The organism is Spiroplasma diminutum CUAS-1 (genome assembly GCF_000439455.1).
GTDB classification, from domain to species: Bacteria; Bacillota_I; Bacilli_A; order Mycoplasmatales; family Mycoplasmataceae; genus Spiroplasma_A; species Spiroplasma_A diminutum.
Window position 1 is genome coordinate 755,541 of the sequence record NC_021833.1, and the last position, 25,708, is coordinate 781,248.

Genomic DNA, 25,708 nt, shown 5'->3' on the forward strand with positions numbered 1-25,708 from the left:
ATACCCCCTTATATATAAGATAATTATACATAATTACTAACTTACTAGCAATGTTAGAGGTCTTTTTTTAATTTGCAACATAGCCGCAGTTCATCCAATATATAGTATTGCTCCCAATATTATTGCAGAAACAAATGGTATTCAAGGCAATGTTGGTAAAGCAATTAATACTTTAAACCTTTCCCAAACAAACATCTGAATTCCTTTTCAAACTACAAGAGAAGTTATAAATGCAAATATATAACTTATTGCAGCTCCTGTCACATATTTACCCATAACCATTCAATTAATTTGACCATTTGTATATCCAAGTGATCTCATAATTGTAATAACATTGATTGAATCAGTAATTATAATATTCATAATAACTACTAATAAGATAATCAATAAAACAACATCAATTATAATATACATTAACATAGCATTTGTCATTTTTCCAAGTACTTGATTAATAACTGATTTTAAAATTGGTAGTGTAATAACTGATGAATCCATAAAGAAATTAGATGCATCTGGTTTTTGTGGACTTATTGTTTTATCTCCAATTATAATATTTGGAACCATTATGCTTGCTAATCATGGTTTATTTTCTGATGAAGCAATTGTATATGTATCTCTAGAATAATAAAAATTCTTTCTACTTTTTGCAATATCTTTTAGATCAATCGTTCCTTCACTTGCAACTTTTTTACTAATAATTGAATTAAATAGATATTTTTGATTATCTTTAGTTTCTTTTGTTCCAACTTTATCCATCACAACAGTGTAGTCTGCATAAATATCTTGAAGCAATGTATCATTTCCATTTATTGCAGCTACTCTAACTTTTAAATTAACATCTTTTCCTATAACAATATCAAAAATATCTCCAACTTGTTTATTAAGAAGCATAGCAAGTCTATAAGAAATTACAGAATTTACATATTCATGATTTTTTTCTTGTAATTGATTCATTAAACTATCAGTTAATGAATCAAAGTTAACAACACTTCGAGCATCTCCACCAAATTTTCCACTTGCATCAATTAATCTTACTAAAGAGCTTTCTGAATCAATGTCTGTATTATTTTCAATATGATAAGAAAGTGTTGTTTGAAGTGCTTCTATATTTCCATTAAATAAAATTTCATTTACACTTAATAAAGAATTAATTCCTTCTTTCATTTTTGCAAATGTTGATATAAGCGTAATAAAATTAGAGTTAAAGTTAATTTGATTTTTTCTTGTTTGTTGACCAGGAGTTAATATTTTTTCTAAATTATCATCTAAATATTTTTTATATGATTCAACATCATTACAACTTCCTTTATATCCTACACTTAAAGGCGAAATACAAGCAAATTTTCCAATATCGTCAATAAATATACCTGACATATCTTCTGGTGTTATATTTCATAATGAATCTTTTGGTATATCTTCAATTGAAGGTATATTAATATCTGATTTTATATTTGTAGGTAGATTTGTTAAGGGAGTAATAACTGCACTGATACTAGATGCAGCAGATAATGCTAATACAGTTTCTTCACTTTGATTAATGTAACTATCTCTGAAACTTGACAAATTAGTCATTAATTTTGAAAAATTATTTGTAGTTTTATATTTATCTTCAGTACTTGTTTTTACAAAATCAACTATATTTTTATCGCCTATATTATTATAATTTATATTATATTTTTCCTTTGTACTATCTTCGCTAATAGTTCCATTTCTAGTTTTAATTGGAACAACAGTTTTAAATCCGTAATAATGATTTACATCTTTTGCATATATATTATAACCACCTTCAATCATATTTTTAATAATTGGCATGGCTCTTAATTGTAATGTAAATAAGAATGAACTGAATATAAACAATCCCATAATTATTACAAATTTACCTTTTCCTGCAGAAACAAAAGCTTCTTGCATTCTAAAAGTGAATCCTTTATTTCTACTTCTTAATATTTTCAAAATAATTCAATTTACTAATGAATAAATTAAAGCAGGGAAGAAAATAATCTTTAAAATTAAAACAATATAATCAGATTTTCCTTTTTTAGGACCATTTGTTAACAATGATAATGCTCCCTCATTTAAAAACTTAAATATAATTAAGTAACTAAGTATTGAAAATAGTATTGGAACAATAAGAATCAATACAAATAAAAATATAGGAGAAGCGTATATAACATTGTAATCAAATATTACAAAAGTACTAAATTGTTTTGTAGCTGAATCTATTTGAAATGGAAAAGACAATAAATATCCAATTCCAATTCCAATAAACATAGTTAAGAAGGTTTTTAAAGAAAATACTCAAGTAAGTTCACTTGTTTTATAACCAAGTGATTTGAATACTCCCAACTGCCTTCTTGTATTATTAATTTCTTTCTTAAGAACAAATAAAATAAACATAAATCCTAATACGAATAAAATACTTCCAATTGCTAGATATATTCAAGTAATTATATATAGATTTGTTAAAGAATTTATTACACTATAGTCTTTAATATCCTTAAACAAAACAGATCCTGGTGGAACAATTGAAATTTGCTCGTTTTCTCTAATCACGTTTATTGCATTAATATTTTTAGAGGAAAAAATTGAATTTAAATTATAATTTTTATCATTTTTTGAAATAAAAGTTTCAACTTTGTAAGCTAAACTAAATCCTGTTGTTGCTTGCATTTTTCAATCATCTGGTTGAAAAATTTCTTTAAATGAATAACCATCCTTTGCTTTATTTTCAATAAAAAATGTATTTTTCATAAAAATTTGTCCATAGTCTTTAATTGAATCTGTAAATGATGAAAAATTTATTGGTGTTAGTGTTGAATATTTTAAACCAATTCCAACAATTGTAAATTCCTTAGTATTAAGATTTTTACCACCTTCATACAATTGATCAACTCCAAGTAAAATTTTATCTCCTATTGCTTTTTTCTGATTTTTTAGAAATGCATCACTTACAACAATTTCGTTGTTTTCCTCAGGTAATCTACCTTTTTGTAAAACAATATTATTTATATTTAATTTATCATCATTACTTAATGAAGTTGCACTTGAAATATTATATACATAACTCTCCTTTGAGTTTTTCATCATTTTGAAATTTGCATTTGCAAAATTTTCATATTTAAATGACCCATTTGATTGTTTTTCCAATTGGTCTAAAATTGAATAAATAACATAATTATATAAACTTCTATTATTAGAATTATTTACTCCAACCTCAGAAAGTATTTTTTTTGCATTATTAGTAAATATTTTTCCTACAGAAAAACCCTCAACTTCATCTGTTGAATTAATATTAAATCTTTTTGTAGTTACATCATCTCCATTTGAATAATACATTCAAATTAAAGAACTTATAGCTCTTATAGTTTCTTGCTTTTTTAGTTCTATTAATTCTGGACTCTCTGTTTGGTCTTTAAATTCATTATCAACATAGTCTTTAACAAGTTTTATTGCTTCGGGAGTAAATCAACTTTTATTGTTTTCATCTGAATTTAATTCTGGAACTGCTAAGTTAAATTCCATACCTTCATAATTAAATTTAACTTCTTTTCCATTTCAAGCATACTCATAAATAAATTCATCATCAAATCAACCTCTTGAATTTCATTGAGTTTGTCACAAATTGGTTTCCTTTTTTACAGATGTTGCTTTCAATGATAGTTGTAATGGAGTTGCCAACATACCAAATATAAGCATGGTAAAAATCATTAAAAACGCAATTGTTCCTAATGTTTCTACCCAAGCCTTTACAAAGGCTTTCATATATGATTTAAAAATATTTTTCATTTTTTTATTCCTTTCTAATTAAATTATTAAAAAAATGAAAAAGTTGGTGGAGTGTCTCCTTTTGCTTTTTGATTTAAATAATTTGTTCTTTTAATTGAAATTGTATTTCTCTGTTCAGAGTCATAAACATGTATTATATTTAATATTAATGAATTAGAAAATAACAAAATTTCTTTAATTTGTAAAAATTTAATTGCTAAAAAATTTATTATTTTAAGAAATAAAGTATATAGATTAAAATTAATAGTTTTTAAAGAATATCATGTTTTCTTTGCATCTTTTATAAATCTTAATATAGCAAAAATAAATATAACACTTAATAGTTCAAATATTGCAAAAAATATTAAAGATAAAATCAATTTATTAATAAAAAATAATTTATTAAACTCAGCAATTCTTTTATCTCCATTTTGTGAAAAAATATAACTAAAAATTACAAAAACAGATATTCCAAGAACTAAATACGCTACAGGGTTTAACTCAAATTTAATTTTTTTAATTACTTCATCAAAAACTTCTCTATTTATTTGATCAAGTTTAATTTTTTTCAAAAAATAAATAGTTCCTAAATAGTTTATAAGTTTATAAATATATATAAACACTAATAGAAATCCTATACAAATTAGACCAAATGCTAATAAATAATTAGATAGTGTTATTTCATGAGTTAATAATATTTTTAAGATTACAATTGAGCAAAATATCGAAAGAAGAGTAATCATTAAATTGATAATAAAAACTGAAAGTGATTTAATCAAATTCTTTTGTTTATTTAGCATAATTTACATTCCTTTATAAAACATTTTAATTATATCTTAATAAAAAATAAAAAAATGATTCTCAAAGAATCATTTTTAATATTATTCGATTCCAATAATGAATGAATAAACTTCTTGTTGTCCATCAATTACTTCATATTCAACATCATGATTTTCATCTAAGTATTTACGTAAATCGTTTATATCCTTAAATGATGCATCTTGTCCAGTAAATATTGTTATAATTTCTGTTTTTGATGTAATAAATTTTGATAATGATTTATTAAATACATCATTTAATGATTTTGTAGATATAGTAATTTTTTTATCAGCTGTCATCATGTATTCACCAGTTTTGATATTTATTCCATCAATTGTAGCTTCTCTTGCTGCTTTATTAATTGAAACTGATGTAACGTTTTTGATTGCTTTATTAATATTTGATTCATTTTTCTTAATACTTTCGTCAGCATCTAAGTTTAAATATGCTGTCATTCCCTGAGGAATTGTTTTTGTTTCAATAACAGCAACTTTAGACATTTTTTCTAAATCTTTGGCTTGTTTCGCTGCTAAAAGAACATTTGAATCATTTGGGAATATATAAACAGTTTTAGCATCAACTGCTTCGATTGCTTTTATAAAATCATTTGTTGAAGGATTCATTTTTGGTCCTCCATCAATAACATAATCAAAACTCAATTCATTTTTAAAGTAATCTTTCATACCTTTTGATCTTACAACAGCAATTGTTGCAACTTCATTTTTTAATGTACGTTGTTGTTGAGCTGTTATATTTGCAGATGAACTATCTGCAGTATTTGCCACATGTTTATCTGCTTGTAAAGTCATATTTTCAACTTTTATTGTTTTAAACTCTCCAAATTGTTGTAAATAAGATAAAACTTGTCCAGGCATTAATGCGTGTGTATGAATTTTTAAAATATCTTTATCCATAACAGCAACAATTGATGTGTTTCCATATTGTTCAAATGTATTTCTTACTGTATCAATTTGTAATTTTTCAATATATTCTTCGTTAAGCATAACGATTGCTTCAGTACAGTAACCAAACTCATCTTCGATTGCCATTTCGATGTTTGCCCCTGTATTTTCTTCAAGTTTTTTTAGTTTTGCTATTGGTTTTAATTTTTGAATAAAATATTGCATTCCTTCAAAAAACTTAACTAAACCATATCCACCACTATCAACTACTCCAACCTCTTTTAAAGCTGGTAATAGTTCTGGTGTATTTTCTAATGATATATTTGCGGCTGTAACCACTTTCTCTCAGAAATCATCTGGAGTTAATTCTTCACTCATTGAATTAACAAATTCACTTGTTTCACGTATTACAGTTAATATAGTACCTTCAACTGGCTTCATAACAGCTGCATATGCAACTTCTTTTGCCTTTGTGAAAGACTCTTTTCAAGTACTTAAGTCCAAGTTTTCTTTGTCTTTCATCCCATTTGAAAAACCCTTAATTATTTGAGAGAAGATAACACCTGAGTTACCACGAGCGCCCATAATTAAACCTCGAGAAAATTTGCTCATTAATGAGCCAACATTATCAAAGTCTTCATTTTCAATTTCAGCAAATCCATTAGTACATGTTAAATTCATGTTTGTTCCTGTATCCCCATCTGGTACAGGAAAAACATTTAATTTATCTATATGTGGATAATTATTATATAAATTATTAACTCCACTAGTTATCATACCTTTTAAAATTTGTGCATCTTTCATAGTATTGTCACCTTCTATAACCATATTGTTTTTTTATCATTTAAAAATAAAAAAAATGATAAAAAATTGCAAATATTTATTTGCCAGATTACAAGTTAACATTGAAATAAATAAAAATATTGTTTAAACAACAATAAGATCATCTACAGCAACATCAACAATATAATTTCGCACGAATTGAGAAACCTTTTCTAATTCATACTTTACACGTATTTGAACTTCATTGACAACGTCTCGAATATTAACTCCATTGATTAGAACTATATGCACTTTAACTCTATCAGTATTATCAGCAGTTGTTAATTCAACTGCTTTTGATATATCTTCTGTTTTTATTTCTGCTTCTGTTTTGGCTGCAAAATTTGCAAATGAAACAACTCCAGGAACTGTAACAACAGCATTTGATATAGAATCTAAAATAATTTTATCTATCATTTACATTTCCTCCATACAAAATATAAGTGCTTTATCTAATTCAGGGTAACACGAGATCATGGTGTCACGTTTCAAACTAGTACAAAATTATTTTACACTATTAGCGAAGAGAATAAAACTAAAAATTGTAAAACTTATAACTTTACTAATATTATTTTTAATATTTTCTTGTAATTTTAAAGTAATTATTATATTATTTATAAGTCCGAGGTGAAAATATGGCAAGAAAAGACGGTTTAACAGGTAAAGGTCCTTTGTCAGGTAATTCAAGATCACATGCTATGAATGCCAACAAAAGAAAATGAAACCTTAACTTACAGAAAGTTCAAGTAATGGATGAAAATGGAAAAGTTATGACTTTGAAAGTATCAGCTAGAACTTTAAGAACTTTGAAAAAAAACAACCAATTAGCAAAATAAACTACAATAAATCAAGAAACTCTTAGAAGTTTCTTTTTTTTATATATAATAATAAAGGTAATGCCCTCTTGGCGGAATTGGTAGACGCAGCAGACTCAAAATCTGCCGAGAAATCGTATCGGTTCGACTCCGATAGAGGGCACCAGTTTAGAAAATAAAACAGATTACTTTAAGTAATCTGTTTTTTATTTTGTAATTATTATCATTGCTTCTTCTTTAAGATTTATTATTCCATTTATATAAGGTTTAAATTGATTAGAGTATGCAAATGAATTATATGCATCTAACTTTACCTCATTTACCTCATATTTCATATCTTTAATTGTAATTTGATTATCCTTTAGACTAAATAATGAAACATAAGTGAAATCCTGATACTTATCAAAATCTAATTTATTTTCTCCTTTTTTTAATTTGAAAATTATAGAATCATCATTTACTATTTTCAAATTATATTTAAAAACATATTCTATGATCGTTAAATTCATATCATATCTTTTACTTGGTTTGACAATCATTGTTAAATCATTATATCCTAAGCTATTTAGATGATTAATTGTTGCAATACCATCTAGAAAATCCTTTTCAGAATTAAAGTGAATAAATTCTTTTGAATTTTCTTTGATAAGTTCCAATTCTTCACTAATAACTTGATCAAAATCAGATATTGCCAAATCAATTTTGATTTCTTTTTCAATTAAATCTAGACATCCTCTTTCGACACCAACCATTAAATGGGTATTTTCAAATGTTTTTAAATTAATATTAGTTTTTGAAACTACTATTAATGCTTTATCCTTCAAGTTTTTTTACTCTTTCATTTAGATTTGTAACATTTGAACCCACCAAATAACTTCCAGCAACAATCATATCAACTTTGGCATCTTGAACTAATTTGAAAGTATCTTCATTAATTCCACCATCAACTTGAATTGAATAATTAAACTTATTTAAATCTCTTAAAAAATTTAGTAATTCAATTTTTTTTAAAGAATTTGATATAAAACTTTGTCCTCCAAAACCAGGATGAACACTCATAATTAAAACATTATCAATCTGATTTAAATACTTTTCAATATCTTTCACCTCAGTATCGGGATTTATAGAAATTGAACTTCTTATTTTATTTTTCTTACAAAAATCTATAAAATTAAATATCTGTTCATCATCTAATGCCTCAAAATGAATAGTAATCTGTTCAACATTTTTTAAAAGAAAAGGTTTTAAATAATCCTCAACAGACAAATTTACTATTTTAACCATTAAATGTAAATCCATTTTAAAATTATATTTTTCAACAATATCTGAAAGTATTTTTGGTCCAAAAGATAAATTAGGAACAAAATTATAATCCATTACATCATAATGTATTCATTCAATGTTTGCTTGTTCTAACTTATTTAAATCTGTTTTTAAATCTAAAAAGTTAGCAGTTAATATACTTGGAGCTACAATAAATTTAGACATTAGTATTTTCTCCTTTTATTTTGATCTTCAATTTCTAATTGAACTTTTACATAATCTTTATAAATAAAATCTGGAAATTTATTATTTTCAACAGCTTTTATAACGTTACAACCTGGAGTTTTATTTATATGTAAGCAATTTGTAAATTTACAATTTGCTTGTTTAAAAAAGTTAATGCTCATTGCTATTTCTTCTTGAGAAATTTCTTTATATTCAAAAGAAGAAAAACCAGGAGTATCTCCAATTAAAGCATCTTTATAAATAAATAATTCATTTTTAGTTGTTGTATGTTTACCTCTATTCAAGGCTTTTGAAATTTCTTGTGTTTTTTCAAAAAGATTTGGAATTATATGATTAAGAGTAGTTGATTTTCCAGCTCCGGTTTGACCTGTAAAGACTGAGGTTTTATTCTCTAAGCTTTTTAAAAATGACATTCATTCTTTATCAGTTTTTATCATATTATTAATTAAATAAACTTCATAACCAAATTTCTTATATGCATTTGCTTTTACTAACTCTTCATCATTGTCTTGAGTTAAATCTACTTTTGTAAATGCTAATACTGGTTTTATATTTAAAAGTTCTACAAAAAATAAATATTTATTCAAAGTATATGTGTTTAATAATGGATCTCTAAGTGATGTAATTATTACTACTTGATCAATATTTGCAATTCTTGGTCTATAAAGCTCATTTTTTCTTTCCAATATATTTGTTAATGACCCTTTAAAGTTTTTTTCATCTATAATTTCAAATTCAACATAATCTCCGGTTGTTGGTTTTATATTGCTGTGCCTAATCTTTCCTGTTGCTTTACATTCATATAAATTTTTTTCAAATAATACATAAGCATATTCACTAAGAATTTTTAATATAATTCCTTTATTCATTTTATACTACCAACATAGCAACTAAAAATATTATTAAGGCAATTAAAATGATTCCAAAAGTAATAAAGAATTTGGTTCTTGCAATAAATGGTAATTTATCATAAGCTGTTCCCACTTTAATTGTTCTTTTACCTTCATTCATATTTATTGTTACCTTTTTATGATAAATATAAGGTTTTGGACTATCTGATAACTTAATTTTCAAAAGCTCACTTTTAACTTCATCCACTGATTCAAATCTATTACCAGGTTCTTTTTCTATCATTTTCATAATTAAATTTTCCAAACTTTGTGGAATTGATGGATTAATTAGTTTTGGACTTGTTGGAGTTTCTTTTAAATGTTTTGCAGCAATTTTTTGAGCTTCTTTGGCAATGAACGGTGCTGTTCCTGTTGCAAATTCATAAAGCATAATTCCTAAAGAATATATATCACTTTGAGGAGATGGATTTTGAGCTGCAATTATTTCAGGGGGCATATATTTTGGAGTACCAATAGCTTTATTAACTTCTGTTGAAATACCTTCCATAACTGAAATACCAAAGTCTCCTAATTTTACTTCACCTGATTGTGTTAATAAAACATTATCTGGTTTTATATCTCTATGAATTATTTTCAATTTATGTGCTTCAGATAATGCATCACAAATTTTTGAAAAATAATATTTAAGTTCTTTTAATGTCATAGAACCAAAATCCTGAAATTTATCTTTTAATGTCCCACCCTCAACACATTCCAATATTATAAATCATTCATCTCCATTTTGAATAATATCAAACAGTTTTACAACATGTGGATTTGATCCTAGTTTTGCAAATGCTTCCTTTTCAATTTCAAATCTCTCTTGTCCCACTGGTTTTAAAACTATTTCTGGAGCTACAACTTTAACTGCCACAATAGTTTTAGTAATTAAATCATATGCTTTAAAAACAGATGCCATTCCACCTTTTCCTAGCTGATTAATTACTTCATATCTTTCATTGATTAACGATCCTTGTTGGTAATTATTCATATGTCTAGCTCCTTTTCCAATAATATAATAACAAAAAAAGCAAAGTTAAATTACTCTGCTTCAATAATTAAAATTGATAGATTATCTGTTGATACATTATCTTTTGCATCTTCAACAATTAAATTTGCTTTATCTTTTAATTTAACTTTTGAATTAGAAAGAGTTGATGCTGTAATTTCTTCATCCATGTAATCATGTACTCCATCTGTTGTCAACATATAAGTACCTTCTTGATTTTCAATAAAGTAAGTATCAATTCTTAATGTCTTTTGCGGTCCCAAAGCACTTGTTAAAACTTTTCAAAAAGTTACATCATTTGCTTTTTCATAAATACCAGACATTTGAATATCTCTTCTTTCTGCTTCTGGTGTCGAATTTCATAAATTTTGATCTTGAGTTATTTGAAACAATTCATTATTAACAAGTTTGTATGTTCTTGAATCTCCAACATTAATAACAAATCCACCAACTTTAGTAAATAAAATAGCTGTCAATGTTGTACCCATATCTCTTGTTTCAAATCTTTCATTTGAATATTCAACCATTTCAGTTAAAACGTTATTAACTCCTGCTCTAAGTCATCTGTTAATTTCTTTTTGATTTAATTGAGAAAAATCCTGTTCATGAAAATATTCAATAAATTTTTCAACAGCAATTTTTGAAGCAACTTCTCCATATGCATGTCCACCCATTCCGTCACATACAATCCCAAATGCTTCTCCTGATTTTTTAGTTGCAAAATCTAAATTATCCTGATTAGATTTTCTATAATTTCCTATATCTGAAAGTATTGCACTCTTAAATTTCATTTTTTATGACACCTTCCCTTTTGGCTCTTAACTGACCACAGGCTGCGTCAATATCTGCTCCAAATTCTTTTCTAACTATTGCATTAATATTTTGTTTTTTAAGAATTCTGTAAAATTCATCAATTCTTGTTGATTTTTTATATGGGTTTTCCTCAACTTCGTTATAAGGAATTAAATTAACATAACCATTGATTCCTTTTATTATTTTTGCCAATTCTAAAGCATGTTCTGGTCTATCATTTACTCCATCAATTAAGATATATTCAAATGTTACTCTTCTATTAGTCTGATCCACATAATATCTAACAGCATCTAATAAAGTTTTTACTGGATATGCTTTATTTATTGGCATCATTGTATTTCTCACTTCATCATTTGATGCATGTAATGAAATAGCTAAATTAATTTGAGTTTTTAAATCAGCAAATTCTTTAATTTTTGGAACAATTCCACAAGTTGAAATTGTAATATGTCTTGCACCAATTTCAAATCCTCTTTTATCATTTATTATTTTTACAAATTTTAATACATTATCATAATTATCAAAAGGTTCACCAATTCCCATAACAACAATATGACTTACTCTTGCCCTTCTGTTTTCTGGATCATCTTTATATTTATTTTTTAAATATAAATTCATAGTATAAATTTGTCTTACAATTTCATCAACAGATAAATTTCTTTCTGTCTTTATTAATCCTGAAGCACAGAATTTACAAGACATTTTACATCCTACCTGAGTTGTAACACAAACTGATTGACCATACTTTTGTGGCATAAGTACAGTTTCAATTGTCTTTTTATCATCAAGCATAAATAAAATTTTAATTGTTCCATCTTTTGATTCTTCAGTAACTAAATCTTTAAGTAAATCCGCTTTGAATCTAAGTTTTATAAATTCTCTTAATTCTTTGCTTAAATTAGTCATATTATCAAAATTTGTTTCCATTTTTATATATAATCAATCATAAATTTGTTTTGCAGAAAATTTTTTAAATCCATTTTCCATTAGAATCTCTTCTAATTCTTCAATTGTGTATTTAAATATACTTGTTTGTTCCATAAAATTTTTACTCCAATGTATATTTTATCACACTAATAATTGTTTCATTTAAAATTGCTTTAATTTTGCTTTTTATTTAATTTTTTAAGAACAAAGAAAAATAATATTGAAGTACCTAGAGTTATAGGTATAAGTGATATTGCCAAAATTTTAGTAATGTTTTTATTTTTATCTTCTTTTGTTTTATCTTTACCATTTTCATTGTTAATATCTTTTTGATCGGCTTTAATTGTTATTTTTGATTTTTCTCCATCCGTATTAAGAACTTCAATATATCCAATTGAATTTAAATCTAATAATTTTAAAATAAAATCCTGTTTTGTCTTAGTTAATTCTAGATTTTCATTCATAAATAAAATATCTGTAGATGATCTATCAAAAGTTAATTCCTTTTTATTTGTAAAGACATTTTTTTCACTTATCTCTTTTACTATTTTAATATTTACAATTTCAATTTGATCTTTGTATTTAATTTTTAAATTAAAATCACCATAGCTTTTTGCAATAAAAACTATTTCTGAATCAGTTCTGGTAAATAAAATTTCATCACTATTTGCAGTAATATTTAAAAAATCTGAATCAATTTTTTCATAGTTACTTATTATTAAATTATTTTGAGAATTTATTTCACTAACAATAAAATGCTTATTTAATTCTAATAAAGCATTATTATCAACTACATTTATTTTTACTATTTTGCTTTCAAGTGTAAGTTTTGAAAATAACTCCAACTCATAATATCCTAATTTATTTATTGTTATACTTAATTCTTTATCAATTATTTTTGCATTTACATTTTTATTCTTATTAATTAATTCAATACCTTCAATATAATCTGTTTCAATATCTATAATTTCAGTTTCTCCTTTTGACATTTCAATTTCTTCTTTATCTAAACTAAAATCTCCCAAAGCTTTTATAACATTAAATTCAATAATTTTACTTTCCTTTGCATCAATAGAATCTAACTTGATGTAAGCGTTTCCTTCTGATAAAGCTTCAATTTTTATTATATTTTTATTTTCAAATTTAACTTTTAAATTATCACTGTTCTTTATTTTTATATTTCTAAATTTGCTTCCATTAAGAATAAAAATATTTTGAATTTCTGTTCTTCTTATTGTTGTTTTTTCAATTGAAGTTTCAAAATTTTTAAATTCCAATTCTTCTCCTTGAATTTTTGATTGATCTAATACAATTTGATTATTAAATTCATAATTTTTATCTGTTTTTGAAAATTTTATTTCATTTCATTTTGAAACAATTATATTTTCTTCACCCTTTTTATATGCATGACTTACATGAACTTTAAATATTAATTTGGCCCCACTAGGTTTTATATATTCATATTTAAATTCTGATTTAATTGAATTTTCAAATTTTTTTATTGCATTTGAATTATCAATATCATCTAAATTAAATTTAATTTTCTTTTCAGGAATTAAATATTTATTAGATAAATAATACTTAATTCTATTATGTTCTTCATCAAGATTTTTTAGATTACTTTTATAATCTATATTTATCAAATCATCTTTATTATTAATTTCAGCTCCAATAATAATTATTTTTATATTTTTTTTAATAACTTTTGATTTTTCAAAAAGATCAACTGTTGCAAAAATTTTATTATTTTGAAAGTAAGAGTCATTAAATAAAGCATTAATATTTACATCATGATATGAATTTTTTGTAATTCCTAAATATCTATAAAAGTTTTCATCATATTTTAAAGTTTTTTCTAAATTGTATAATGAAGCTCTATAGTCTGTAGGTAAATTTGTTTTCATTACATAATATTCTTCATTTGTATCTTCAAAGAAGTCTTTTCTAGATATAAAATTTGTTTTTATATTTTTTAAAAAAAGTCCACCACTAATTTTTTTTGCATATTTTTGATTATATCCTTTAAAATTTAGAACCTTAGAATCAAAATATACTTCTTCTTGAACTATTCCTGATATTTGTAATCCTTTATTTTCTCCATATATTTTTCTAACTTCAAGATTTAATTTTGAATATACAAATACATCATTTCATTTATCATGATATGAAGATTCATGTTGTATTTTTTTATATTCTTGTCTTTTATCTAATTTAATATTTAAATTAAATGTTTCTTTAGTAATTGTTTCATAGAAATAACTATTTTTATTTCCCTCATTTGAATCTCTTTGAATAATATTTGTAAAATGTAAGTCCAAATCAGAATCAAATCAGAAATCTTCAATATGTTCTAATTCTAATTCCTTTAGAGTTAGAAAATTGTCAAAAGTTGTTGTTGTTATTGAACTATTTTTTTGATATTCAACTTCTTCTTTAATACCATTTGAATACTTATTTGTTAAAAAATACATAGGTTCTTTTTTTAATTCATGTTCTTGTATATTAAAATCTTGTTTAAATATATTTATAATTTCTGTATCAATAATGTTTGTTACAGTTGGTGCTGTTCCAGAAATTATAAAAAGTAGTTTTAAAATTTTTAGCATTTCAAATTCCTCCCCATAATGTTATCGACAGTATAAATAAAAAAATGAAAAGTTAAATTCTTTTCATTTTACATATATAAAAACCATCATTGTTAAATTCATTTCCAAAAAATATTTTTTCATATATTTTTTTAATGTTATTATGATTATTTAAAAACTTTTCAATTTGCTTTTCATTTTCATCTTTATTTATTGTACAAGTTGAATAAACTATTTCTGTTCCAACTTTGCTGCATTTGTAAGCTTTCTCTAACAGTTTAGATTGTACTTCCAATAGTTCTTCAACTTCTTCTTGTGAATATTTTTTTAATTTTATTTCTGGTTTTTGCCTTATTACGCCATAACCAGAGCAAGGAGCATCGAGTAAAATGAAATCATAATCTTCTTCATTAATATCTAATGCATTTCCAAAGATTAAAGAAATGTTTTTTACACCCAATCTTGTTATGTTCTCTTGAATAAGTTTTTCTTTATTTTTTTGAAGTTCATTACCCACAATGATTCCAGTATTATTCATTATTTGTCCTAAATGTGTTAATTTGCCACCCGGTGCACAACACATATCTAAAACCTTAGAATTTGGTTTTGGGTTTAAAATTTCTGAAGCTAAACCACTTGTTTGATCTTGAATAGTTACAAGACCCTTTAAAAATATTTCCTCATTAACTATATTAAAATCAGATAAATAAAAACCCTCTAATAACTCTGATTTAATTAAACTATATTTCTCTAAATAAAGGTTTTCAAAATCTTCTATAGAAATTTTTAATGTATTAACTCTTAAACTTATCTTTGATTGTATATTTGTAAATAAAACAAATTGCTTAGCGTCTTCTTTTGAATAATCTTTTTCAATTTTTTTATAAAGTCAAAAAGGAAAACCATTTTCGAGAGCAAATATATTTTGTTTATTTTTAATTTCAACTTTTCATAATTCTTGATTAGTTAATACTTTTGATACTTTATTTACTAAACCTGAAAAATTTTTATTAATTTCTTTTGTTATTTCAACAGATTCATTTATTACATAATAAGCTTTTGATTCTAAAAATTTCAGTTGATATAAATTCATTCAAAGTAAAATTTGAATTTTGTAATCTGTCTTTTGTGGATCTATAACTTTATTCACAACATATTCTAAATATATTTTGTATTGAATTGTTCCATATACTAATTTAAAAATAAAGGCTATGTCTTCTTTAGACATAGCCTCTTTTTTTATTAGATTATTAAGAAGTTTATTTGAAAATTTATTATTTTTAAATACCTCAAATAATATATTAAGTGCTTCTTTTCTTGAGTTCATTATTTTTTAAATTCTTTTTGTTCAATACTAAAGAAGTTAACATCAATCATAAAGTGTTCTACAATTGTTGAAATAAATTCTGAACTTTCAAGAATTTCTAAATCCTCATTTGCTAATACATGAGCATATGTTTTATCTGTTAATAATTCAACTAAGTAGTTTTTAAAATCAAAGTTTTCACTTATTACTTGTTCTCCTACTTTTTGAACATTTTCTTTTCAGTTATTTACAAAGAATTCATACTCTTCGCTCACAATTTGTTCTACTTTATTTTTTAATTTAAAGTATTTACTTTGTGATTGATCAATTTTTAATGTATTTTCTTTTGTTAATACTTCTTTTACTTTTGCAACAGCATTTTCAACACTATCAATTTCAATAATATATTGATATTTGTGTTTTAGAGGAATTTCTAATAAAGCTTTATCTAATCTTTGTTTAATGATTTCTTCTTTTTCTGTTCCACGTTTTCTTAATCTTTGTTCAAGTGCTTTTAAACTTGGAGGCATTAAGAAAATTGACACTAAGTTCTCTGGTTTTTCTTTTTTAAGAACTTGAGTTGCTCCAACAACTTCAATTTCTAAAATTACATTTTCACCATTATTTATTTTATCATGGACAGTTTTTCTTGGTGTTCCATAGTAATTATCAATAAATTCAGCATATTCAATTAATTCATTGTGTTGAATTGCGTCTTTGAAAGTTTCTTTATCCACAAAGTAATAATTTACTCCCTCAATTTCTCCCGGTCTTGGAGGACGAGTTGTCATCGAAATTGATTGTACTAAATTTAAAGATTTATCTTGTGCTAATTCTTTATTAATAGATCCTTTTCCAACACCAGATGGTCCTGATAAAATGATTATTTTACCTTTTTTATTCATTTTCAAGTTCTCCCTTTTCAAGTCTTAAAATATATAGATGTTTATTTTTAAAGTCTTTGTACTTTAAGATATTCAGAATTTCAATTTTATTCATATCTAATGGTAATTCTGATTCCATTATTAATATACCATAATTATTTAATAATTCCTTTTCATAAATATATTTAAAGAAATCATAATAATATTCTACTTTAGCAAATGGTGGGTCAAAAAAAATTAGATCCATTTTTTTATTAGAATTAACTAAAAAATCAAGCATTCTTTTATAATCTAAATTAAAAAGTTCAAATTCATCTGAATTTAAGCCTCTAAAATTCTCTTTAATGATTTCTAAAGCAGGTTTATGATGATCATTAACATATGCAAATTTCAACCCTCTTGATAATGCCTCTAAAGATAAAGCACCACTACCACCAAATAAATCTAAACAAACTTTATCTTCAAATATAAAATAATTATTTAATACATTAAACATATCTTCTTTTACTCTTGTAATTGTTGGTCTAGTATTCATTCCTTCTAATGTAACTAATTTTCGCCCTCTAAAACGTCCGCTTATAACTCTCATTTCATTTTTCCTTTGCTTTTTATATTATACAAAAAATAATTATTATATAATAAATCTTGAGGTGTAAATTTATGAGATTAGACTTAAAAAAAGATTTACTACAAAAGGAAATACCAACTAATAAATGACTTTGTAAAGATAATCAAGTTGAAATAATTAGAAATAAATCAATTGATGTTGAATTACCTTTAAATCAAGAAAATCAATTAGTAATGGAAAAATTAATTGATTTTGTAAGATATAGCCAAGACCCTGATTTAAACAAAAAGGATAATGAAGATTATTTAAGACCAGCTGTTGGACTTGCAGCTCCTCAAATTGGAAGTAATACAAATATGTTTTTTACAAGATTTGAATGAGATGTTGAAGAAGGAGATGTTGAAGAATTTGCAATGATAAATGCAAAAATTGTTGCTAAAAGTGATCAATTATCATGTTTGAGTGATGGTGAAGGTTGTTTAAGTGTTGATAAAGATCATAAAGGTTTAGTTCCGAGAAACTATAAAATTCAAGTACAAGGATATGAATGATTAACAAAACAAGAAGTTAATTTAACATTAAGAGGATATCATGCAATAGTTTTTCAACATGAATTAGAACATAATCAAGGAAAACTTTACTACGATAGAATTAATGAGAATGATCCAAATTTCAAAGATGAAAATTGAATAATAATTTAAAAAAACACTTTATAAAGTGTTTTTTTATTTAATAAAGAAAGATACAATTTAAAATATTTTGTTCTTTTTAGATATTTTTTGCTAAAATACTAGTAACTATGACTTTTTAAATTATTTGGAAACGATAATACAATTTAATACTTTTGAAGTATCTTTTTACAAATTTTTACAATTAAATAAATAAGGAGTTGATAATATGGAAGACAAAAAAAACACGTCTCTACAACAGGTTAAAAGCGTAGTTGCAGATTTAGAGAAAAAAATTGAAATTAAAAAAATGGCTGACAATTTAAATCCGCCAAAGAAAAAATTACCACAAGCACCCTTTCCAACTAAAGTTTATGCTTTAGGTGGATTAGAAGAAGTTGGTAAAAATACATATTGTATAGAATATAACGATGAAATTATTATGATCGATGCAGGAGTTAAATTCCCTGACGCTACTCAATTAGGAGTAAGTGCTGTAATACCAGACTTTACTTATTTAGTAGAAAATAATTCAAAATTAAAAGGATTATTTATTACTCACGGTCATGAAGATCATATTGGAGGTATTCCCTATTTACTTCAGCAAGTTGAAGTACCAGTTATTTATGCCCCAGCTTTAGCTGCAGCATTAATAAGAGATAGATTAAAGGAATATAAATTACAAAATAAAACAGTTGTTAAAGAATACGTTGAAAGTGATGTTTATTCAACAAAAAACTTTACAATACAGTTTGCAGCTGTAAATCACTCAATACCTGATGCATTTGGAATCCATGTACAAACACCTAATGGTGCAATCTTTTCAACAGGAGATTACAAGTTTGACTGAACACCATTAGGGCATGATGCTAATGTTCAAAGGTTAGCATCATGGGGAAACGACGGAATTGAACTATTAATGGCAGATTCAACAAATGCTGAAGTTGAGGGTTATACAATTGGTGAAAGAAAAGTTATTCAAAATATTGATACACATTTCTTAAAATCAAAAGGAAGAATTATTATTGCTTCTTTTGCATCAAATGTACATAGACTTCAACATATTATTGAATTAGCAAATAAATATGGAAGAAGAATTGTTGTTATTGGTAGAAGTATTGAAAGAATTATTAAAATAATTAGACAAATGGGTCACTTGAATATCAATGATAAAATGTTTATTAAACCAAATGAAATTGATAACTTCCCAAAAAATCAAATTATGATTTTATGTACAGGAAGTCAAGGAGAACCAATGGCTGCTCTTTCTAGAATATCTAGAATGGAACACCAAACTATTAAAATAATTCCTGGAGATAATGTAATTATGTCTTCATCACCTATTCCAGGTAATAGAGCTGATGTAGAAAATGTTATCAATAAATTAACAAGAATTGGCGCAAATGTAATTGAAAATAGTGCTGATAATAAAATCCATACTTCTGGACACGCTAGTCAAGAAGAACAAAAACTACTATTCACTTTATTAAAACCTAGATGTTTTATGCCTATGCACGGTGAATATAGAATGTTAAAAATTCATGGGGAAACAGCAACAAAAGTTAATGTTAAACCTCATAACGTATTTGTAGTTGCAAATGGAGATCAAATTGAATTACATAATGGTACAGGTAAAGTTGGAAAAAGAGTTCCTGCTGAAGCTGTATTTATTGATGGAAAAGATATGACTGGTAAAGCAAGTAATGTTATAAGAGAGAGAAACATTTTAAGTAAGGATGGTCTAATGGCTGTAATTATTTCAATTGACTCTCAAGCAAATAAACTATCTGCTCCTCCTAGAATTGTTTCTAGAGGAAGTTTCTATGTAAGAGATAGTGGAAATGTTATTGCTGAATCAATTAATATTGTTACAAATGCGGTTCAAGAAATTCTTAATTCCCAAAAGCCTACTTTCGGTGCAATTAAGAACGCTATTAAGGAATCATTATCACCTTTCATCTTTAGATATAAAAGAAGAAATCCTTTAATTATTCCTGTTATTTTAAACAAAAAGGTAGAGGTTAAATAAAAAATGAAAACAAAAAAAGAACAATTAGGCCTATTCTCGATAATATGAATTGGTTTTACTTTTATTGCTGGAATTACATTTACAGCAAGTTTTGGAGACATCGTCCTTTCAAAAGAAGGTGCTGGGGTTGGTCTTCACATAATTTGAATATTTGTTTTAGAAGGTTTCATAGCATTTATGTGTGCATGAGCTTTTGCAAAATTAGTTAAATTTCACCCACAAGCTAATGGTGGTGGAAGTCAATATGTTAGAACTGCATTTGGTAAGTTCTGAGGACTATTGATGGGATTCTTTAATTATTCAGTTATTCCAGTTATTGGAATGGCTTTAATAGTTACAATGGTTAGAGCAAACTTTGGACCACAAGATATTGAAGGTTTATGACTTGTTGGTCAAAATAGTAATGGTGAATATGGAAAATTTGGAGCTTGAGGTAATTTATATTTAGATCTAATAGCTTTCGCTTTATATATATTTGCAGCAACTATTATATTTTTTGGAATAAAAAAATATAAATATGTTGGATTAATTATTGGATACATGACTTGAGGTATAACAATATTATTAATGATATTTGGTATTACAGCAGGGTTTATTCAATTAGATGGAACTAATAATCCATTTGAAAAATATGCTGAAGTAGATTTAAATCTTTCTGGATTTACAAAAGCATTTGTAACTTGTTTCTTTGCATTTGGTGGTATAGAAACATTTATTACAACTGGAAAAAATATTAAAAATAGAGGAAAAAATATGCCAATTGCTATAATAGTTATCATGATAGCAACAACTGCTTTTTATATTATTTTTTCACTAATAACAATGTTTGCAATTGGTGGTTCTCAATTTAGTTCGAATCCAAATACACAGTTATTCCCAGATAATAATTTATTAAAAGTTTTTGGACCAATATTAATTATTATTTGTACAATGCTAATGAGATTTAATTCTTCATTACAAATAACAATGTTTGGTGGTTCAACTTTAGAACCTCTATCAAGTCAAGGATATATTTCTCCTGTATTTAAAAAGGAAAATAAAGAAAATGTTCCAGTAGCTGGAGTCTTTTCAACAATTATCTTATTTGTAATTTGTGCAACAATGTTCTTATTTATTCCAGATATTATTGAAGGAGTTACAAAAAGACCTTCTCCATTAAATTATGGAACAATTGCTAGTTGTGCATCAATACTTTTAATAGCAATTTATGGAACAATTATTCCAACAGTAATTGTGCAAGGAATAAGAAAAAATGTAAAAATTAGAGTTTGAGAATACATTGCTTGAGCAATAACAGTTCTATTCTTATTATTTGTTTTAATCAGTTACTTTATTACAACTTTATTTGATCCATTTATTAAACCTTATGATAAAAACAATGAAATTAGACTACAAGATATCGTAAGTAGTGTATTCCAAATAATTTACTTTATTGGTATTATTATTTGAGCAGTTCTACAATACTTTGTATATTACAAGTCAAAAATGGCAAAATTAAATTCTGATTCAGAAAGAGCAAAAGAAATTGCAGAATACGAAAAATTATTTAGATTATTAACAGATAAAGAATTAGAAGATATTGCAAAAAAACAAGCTAAAGAAGACGAAGAATACAAACAATATAAATTACAATTAAAAGAAGAAAAAATGAAACTAAAATCAGTTTCAAAATAGTCCATATAGGACTATTTTTTTATATTATAATTAGTCTAATAGAGGATGTGAATTTATGAAAAAAATATTGACAATTTTATCAACAGTAACTTTATCAACAGCAGCTGTTGTTCCAATTATAAATGGTTTTGTTTATGCACCTTCTCAAAGTTATAAAATGAGTTATTCATATTCATATAATTTAAGAAATTTGGATTGAAATAATATTGATTTTAAAGAGGAAAATGGAATTAAGAAAGCAACTTTAACTTCACCTGAATTTACACAATCTTTGAAAGATACTGTTGAGCAAATGTTTAATGATATAAAAGAATCTGGTTATACAGAATATGAAGTTATTGATATAAGAAGTGATTATTCAAATCATGGTCAAAGTAATCTTTATGGGGACCTTGAAACATTTAATGAATTATTCAGCAGTGCTAATTTGGATATAAACGACTTAAACATTCAATCTCAAAACTTAATAATTGAACAGTTTGATGATCCCTCTTCAGGTGTTTCATATTATGAAAATATTGAAGCGATAATTAATAATCAAAAAGTTAAATTATACGCATATAGAAACCCAAAACCAATAAATAATTTGGAAACATTGAAATCTAACTTTAAAAATACTTTTACCTTAGAAGTTATAAAGGAAGTTTGAATAGATGGTGAAGATTCAAAATATTGACAACTTCAATTACCACAAAACATTGAATTTCAGTATGTTGATCAAATTATAGGTTGATTTATGAACTCTGAAAATGCTAATATAAGAAATTCAGTAATAGAACATATTAATAATGAAAAAAATGTAAAACTTACTAAGTTTGATCGTCCAGAAAGATTATATAAAGCTATTTGAGATGAAAACTTGAAAACTTATATTGCTGGAGAACAATATGCAAGTAATGCTGTAGTTAAGGAAGAATATTTCTATATTGGAATTACTAGCAAAGAAGAAGCAAATGGTGAATATAAAGTTATTGTAAAAAATACATTAGGTACAAAAGGAGAAGAGTAAAAATATTTTTACTCTTTTTTAGTGGTAAAATTCTACTAAGGAGGTGTAAAAATGAGAGGAAACAGAGAAACTTCAGGTCTAAGACTGATGCTTATGATAGCAAACATATTTGGTTTAGTTGCTGGTATTTTTGGAGGAATTGCTTATATTTATTATGGATTCATAGTATTTAGAAATGATCCATCACAAATAAATCCAGAAATATTCAATTATATGCCAATGTTGATGTCAATTGCAGGATTCTTTATAATAACAAATATATTCTTTTGTTCATTTATAATTAACTTCTTAAAAAAAGCAGATGATATAACTTTATTAAATAACAGATATATAATTGCGCTTTTTTCAATTTCAATTGGTGGATTCTTTACACCATTTGTTCTTGCACAAATGAAAAATATTCCAATTCAATCAACAGTTAGTCCAAAATTTACAATTTCTAAAGGTTATGGTGGAAACAGTCTTGTTTCAGGAGTAATTGCTTTAGGTTCATATTTTTGATTCTCAACAGTGGTTTTTAAAAGCTCAAATACAGTATTTACAGCTGGTTTAGCAGATCAAATTTTTGTTGGAATAGTATCATTAATAATTTTTTGAGGAGCTTTAAATTGTATGTTATTTGCAACACCAAATGCAAAAGCTGCATGAGATAAAAAAGCTGGAGCTTATAAATTTATGAATTTTATTGCAATAATTAACTTGATATTTGCAACTTTTGTACTAATAATGCAATTATTATCTTCTATACTAACAATATTCAGTATTATTGCTGACCTATTTGATAGAAGAAGAGGATTCTTAGGAACAATTTTAAACACAACATTTGCTACATATAGAATTGCAGTGCAATTGTTTATTATTTATACATTAAATAAAATTATTAAAGGTCTTTGATCAAAAGGAGATCAAATTCATTATCAAGATTACTCAAAACTTGCTGAAAAGCAAAGAGAATATGAAATGAATAACGCTTAACAAAAAAATGAATCTATTTAATATAGATTCATTTTTTTATTTTCTTCCAATTTTAATAAAATAAAAAAGTGATTAATTCACCTTTTTATATTTTTTCTTTTTGTTCATCATTATCTACTTTTCTTGGTGTTTTAATACTTGTATTTATTGTAAATGGTACAACTGATTGTAATTTAAATAAATTTAAAACTTGTTTTCTTTCTTCTTCAGGTAAGTTACCTTCAGTAATTTCATTAAGTTTTTTAACTAATTTTGAAAATATTTTAACTCATCATAATCAAGATAATACTAATAACAATGTTCCAGCAATAGCCAAAGCTACAAATAATCAGCTTAAGTTTTGAGTTGAAAGTGCTCCAAAGTTTACGAATCTAAAACATAAGTATGATGTCAAATTAGCTATAAGTCCGAATGAAGCTAGTATATGACAATAAATTGATCTACTTCAAAAGTTTGTTGCTTGTTGACGTATATCTAAAATATTTGTAAAGTTATATAACATTAACATTGTTCCTTTTAATGTATTATTTTCTTCATATCATTTTGGTAAATGTAATTCCTGGAAAGCAGATCTATAGTTAAAATGGTTATTAAGTCTTTTTCTTTGTCCATAAAGTAATTTTATATCTGTATAATTTGTTTTAATTGATAATGCTTGAAATAGATCCTTTTGTAAAACTTTACTATTTTTACTTTTTGATACTGAAAATACAACAATATTAATGATTGTTGCAATAATAATAACTATGATTGCAAATAATGCTGCTCCAAATGTCAAATACATTTGTCAATCATAATAAAATATACCAAATCTTTCATCACTTCCATCATTTGGTCTTAAAATAATGTTTCTCATGTTCTCGCGCACCTAGCCTTTCACAATAATATAATTTTATACTAATAAATTAAATTTAACATATCACTTTTTATATTTTTTGTATTTTTTTTAACAATTAAAGTATTTTCATCCAATAAAATAGCTCTTTTTAAGAAACTTTTTTGAAATATTTCACTTTTTTCAGTAAAGACATTATATATTTTTGTAACCTCATTTTTTAAATAACTAATTAAAATATTGGTTTTATTTAAATAGTATATTTTTTTGAACCCTTTATCTGAATCAATTATTTTTTCAAACTTAAAGTCCAAATCTACAAGTATAATTTCTTCGTTTTCTTTTTGAATTACATAGTTATCTTTAATTTTTATAACATCTACAAGTTTATAATCTATTTTTTTAATAATTTTGAAATTTTTGTCTGTTAAATAAAATTCCTCTTTAATTTTTATAATTAAATTATTCTCTATAACCGTTATTATTTGTAATTCTATTAATTCATCATCACTTAGAAATTTTTTAGTAAAGACTTTATTTTCGATTATATAGCTTATATATTTTATATCTTCAACTACAACAAAATTCTGAATATAATATTTGCAAGAATGTAAAATAGAAACATCCGTTTTAGTTATCATTTCAAAAGTAGAAATAATTGGATTTGGATGAGCTAAGAAGCATCTATCCAAATCTGCTTTATTATTCAGATTTTCTTTAAAGTTAGTTTTACTTATAGAACATAAATTATTATTTGTGTTATTAAGGTCACTGTCAGTAAAATATATATTCTTTTTATCCAAAAAAATATGATTTATTCATTGAGTATTATCAATCACTCTTATTTTTCTTTTCAAGTAAATCACCAATATTAATTATAAATTAAAAAACACGGTTTAAAACC

22 protein-coding genes and 1 tRNA gene are annotated in these 25,708 nt (G+C 24.9%); 7 read left to right on the forward strand and 16 right to left on the reverse strand.

Features of this window, described 5'->3' with window-relative positions; translation table 4 throughout:
* Positions 1–36: 36 nt before the first annotated feature.
* The 4 genes from SDIMI_RS03510 to SDIMI_RS03525 all read right to left on the reverse strand — a co-directional run bounded on the left by SDIMI_RS03510 (position 37) and on the right by SDIMI_RS03525 (position 6,725).
* On the reverse strand, positions 37–3,786 hold the full coding sequence (locus SDIMI_RS03510) for an ABC transporter permease (RefSeq protein WP_020836616.1): 3,750 nt from the start codon (positions 3,784–3,786) through the stop codon (positions 37–39).
* A gap of 26 nt (positions 3,787–3,812) precedes the next feature.
* A complete protein-coding gene (locus tag SDIMI_RS03515; RefSeq protein ID WP_020836617.1) occupies positions 3,813–4,565 on the reverse strand; it encodes a hypothetical protein in 753 nt (250 codons plus the stop codon).
* Positions 4,566–4,646: 81 nt separating this feature from the next.
* Complete coding sequence (locus SDIMI_RS03520; protein ID WP_020836618.1) at positions 4,647–6,290, reverse strand: DAK2 domain-containing protein; 1,644 nt, start codon at positions 6,288–6,290, stop codon at positions 4,647–4,649.
* A gap of 123 nt (positions 6,291–6,413) precedes the next feature.
* Positions 6,414–6,725, reverse strand: a complete 312-nt coding sequence (locus SDIMI_RS03525) for an Asp23/Gls24 family envelope stress response protein (RefSeq protein WP_020836619.1) — start codon at positions 6,723–6,725, stop codon at positions 6,414–6,416.
* A gap of 218 nt (positions 6,726–6,943) precedes the next feature.
* Here SDIMI_RS03525 and rpmB point away from each other — a divergent pair, with 218 nt between their 5' ends.
* Complete coding sequence (gene rpmB / locus SDIMI_RS03530; protein ID WP_020834659.1) at positions 6,944–7,144, forward strand: 50S ribosomal protein L28; 201 nt, start codon at positions 6,944–6,946, stop codon at positions 7,142–7,144.
* 62 nt (positions 7,145–7,206) lie between these two features.
* A tRNA-Leu gene (locus tag SDIMI_RS03535) sits at positions 7,207–7,289 on the forward strand.
* 40 nt (positions 7,290–7,329) lie between these two features.
* Here the strand turns inward: SDIMI_RS03535 and SDIMI_RS03540 are convergent.
* From SDIMI_RS03540 to rsmD, 10 genes are read right to left on the reverse strand one after another with little or no spacing between them, the layout of a single operon-like run.
* Entirely contained in the window at positions 7,330–7,947 is a 618-nt protein-coding gene (locus tag SDIMI_RS03540) for a thiamine diphosphokinase (RefSeq protein WP_020836620.1), read from the reverse strand.
* Positions 7,937–8,611, reverse strand: a complete 675-nt coding sequence (locus SDIMI_RS03545) for a ribulose-phosphate 3-epimerase (protein ID WP_020836621.1) — start codon at positions 8,609–8,611, stop codon at positions 7,937–7,939. Before SDIMI_RS03545 ends, SDIMI_RS03540 begins: the two co-directional genes overlap by 11 nt.
* Positions 8,611–9,501, reverse strand: coding sequence for a ribosome small subunit-dependent GTPase A (gene rsgA, locus SDIMI_RS03550; protein ID WP_020836622.1), 891 nt, complete (start codon positions 9,499–9,501; stop codon positions 8,611–8,613). Before rsgA ends, SDIMI_RS03545 begins: the two co-directional genes overlap by 1 nt.
* Position 9,502: 1 nt before the next feature.
* On the reverse strand, positions 9,503–10,513 hold the full coding sequence (locus tag SDIMI_RS03555; RefSeq protein WP_020836623.1) for a serine/threonine-protein kinase: 1,011 nt from the start codon (positions 10,511–10,513) through the stop codon (positions 9,503–9,505).
* Positions 10,514–10,563: 50 nt separating this feature from the next.
* On the reverse strand, positions 10,564–11,322 hold the full coding sequence (locus SDIMI_RS03560) for a PP2C family protein-serine/threonine phosphatase (RefSeq protein WP_020836624.1): 759 nt from the start codon (positions 11,320–11,322) through the stop codon (positions 10,564–10,566).
* Positions 11,312–12,385: a dual-specificity RNA methyltransferase RlmN gene (rlmN, locus tag SDIMI_RS03565; RefSeq protein ID WP_020836625.1), complete on the reverse strand. Its 1,074-nt coding sequence runs from the start codon at positions 12,383–12,385 to the stop codon at positions 11,312–11,314. Before rlmN ends, SDIMI_RS03560 begins: the two co-directional genes overlap by 11 nt.
* Positions 12,386–12,444: 59 nt before the next feature.
* Positions 12,445–14,877: a hypothetical protein gene (locus tag SDIMI_RS03570; RefSeq protein WP_020836626.1), complete on the reverse strand. Its 2,433-nt coding sequence runs from the start codon at positions 14,875–14,877 to the stop codon at positions 12,445–12,447.
* A gap of 52 nt (positions 14,878–14,929) precedes the next feature.
* Complete coding sequence (gene rsmB, locus SDIMI_RS03575) at positions 14,930–16,183, reverse strand: 16S rRNA (cytosine(967)-C(5))-methyltransferase RsmB (protein WP_020836627.1); 1,254 nt, start codon at positions 16,181–16,183, stop codon at positions 14,930–14,932.
* The gene (gmk, locus tag SDIMI_RS03580) at positions 16,183–17,067 is read right to left on the reverse strand and encodes a guanylate kinase (protein WP_020836628.1); all 885 of its coding nucleotides are present in this window, start codon (positions 17,065–17,067) and stop codon (positions 16,183–16,185) included. Before gmk ends, rsmB begins: the two co-directional genes overlap by 1 nt.
* Positions 17,060–17,635 carry a 16S rRNA (guanine(966)-N(2))-methyltransferase RsmD gene (gene rsmD, locus SDIMI_RS03585; RefSeq protein WP_020836629.1) on the reverse strand — a complete coding sequence of 192 codons (576 nt, stop codon included), beginning with the start codon at positions 17,633–17,635 and terminating at the stop codon, positions 17,060–17,062. The genes gmk and rsmD overlap by 8 nt, the downstream gene beginning before the upstream one ends.
* Before the next feature lie 71 nt (positions 17,636–17,706).
* Here rsmD and def point away from each other — a divergent pair, with 71 nt between their 5' ends.
* The 5 genes from def to SDIMI_RS03610 all read left to right on the forward strand — a co-directional run bounded on the left by def (position 17,707) and on the right by SDIMI_RS03610 (position 23,969).
* Complete coding sequence (gene def / locus SDIMI_RS03590) at positions 17,707–18,315, forward strand: peptide deformylase (protein ID WP_020836630.1); 609 nt, start codon at positions 17,707–17,709, stop codon at positions 18,313–18,315.
* A gap of 277 nt (positions 18,316–18,592) precedes the next feature.
* A complete protein-coding gene (locus SDIMI_RS03595) occupies positions 18,593–20,311 on the forward strand; it encodes a ribonuclease J (RefSeq protein WP_051132523.1) in 1,719 nt (572 codons plus the stop codon).
* Between the two features lie 3 nt (positions 20,312–20,314).
* Positions 20,315–21,985, forward strand: coding sequence for an amino acid permease (locus tag SDIMI_RS03600; RefSeq protein WP_020836632.1), 1,671 nt, complete (start codon positions 20,315–20,317; stop codon positions 21,983–21,985).
* A 55-nt stretch (positions 21,986–22,040) separates the two neighbouring features.
* On the forward strand, positions 22,041–22,994 hold the full coding sequence (locus SDIMI_RS03605) for a hypothetical protein (RefSeq protein ID WP_020836633.1): 954 nt from the start codon (positions 22,041–22,043) through the stop codon (positions 22,992–22,994).
* A 51-nt stretch (positions 22,995–23,045) separates the two neighbouring features.
* A complete protein-coding gene (locus tag SDIMI_RS03610) occupies positions 23,046–23,969 on the forward strand; it encodes a hypothetical protein (protein ID WP_020836634.1) in 924 nt (307 codons plus the stop codon).
* An 85-nt stretch (positions 23,970–24,054) separates the two neighbouring features.
* Here the strand turns inward: SDIMI_RS03610 and SDIMI_RS03615 are convergent, their stop codons facing one another.
* Both SDIMI_RS03615 and SDIMI_RS03620 read right to left on the reverse strand, forming a co-directional pair.
* Positions 24,055–24,825, reverse strand: a complete 771-nt coding sequence (locus SDIMI_RS03615) for a hypothetical protein (RefSeq protein ID WP_020836635.1) — start codon at positions 24,823–24,825, stop codon at positions 24,055–24,057.
* A 41-nt stretch (positions 24,826–24,866) separates the two neighbouring features.
* A complete protein-coding gene (locus SDIMI_RS03620) occupies positions 24,867–25,661 on the reverse strand; it encodes a hypothetical protein (RefSeq protein WP_041618313.1) in 795 nt (264 codons plus the stop codon).
* Between the last annotated feature and the right edge of the window lie 47 nt (positions 25,662–25,708).